Raw genomic sequence first — 258 nt, 5'->3', positions numbered from 1 at the left:
AGCCAAGGGAGCCTATGTCTTGCCATGGCAAATATCCCCGTTGTCAGATAGGCCTCCTCTGATGGGGACATAGCGGCCATTCTCTGAAAGTCTTCCGTCGCTTCCTGCTCCATGATATCGATGATATCGTCGACAGTAATAATCCCCGTCAGCCTGTTTTCATTGTCGATGACCGGCAAGGCCAGGTAGCCGTATTTTTTAAAAGAATGCGCGACATCCTCCTGGTCATCGTGGGTATTGACGCGGACAATCTCAGGT

At 50.8% G+C, this 258-nt stretch carries 1 protein-coding gene; it reads right to left on the bottom strand.

The window, feature by feature from the left end:
- On the bottom strand, positions 1 to 258 hold a 258-nt coding region (locus FQ664_RS26340), incomplete at both ends, for a CBS domain-containing protein (protein WP_144175924.1).

Origin of the sequence: Pseudomonas persica (assembly GCF_900291015.1) — a bacterium.
Lineage (GTDB): Bacteria > Pseudomonadota > Gammaproteobacteria > Pseudomonadales > Pseudomonadaceae > Aquipseudomonas.
Note: the sequence above shows the minus strand (reverse complement) of the source record. Positions and strands in the feature narration are given on the sequence as shown.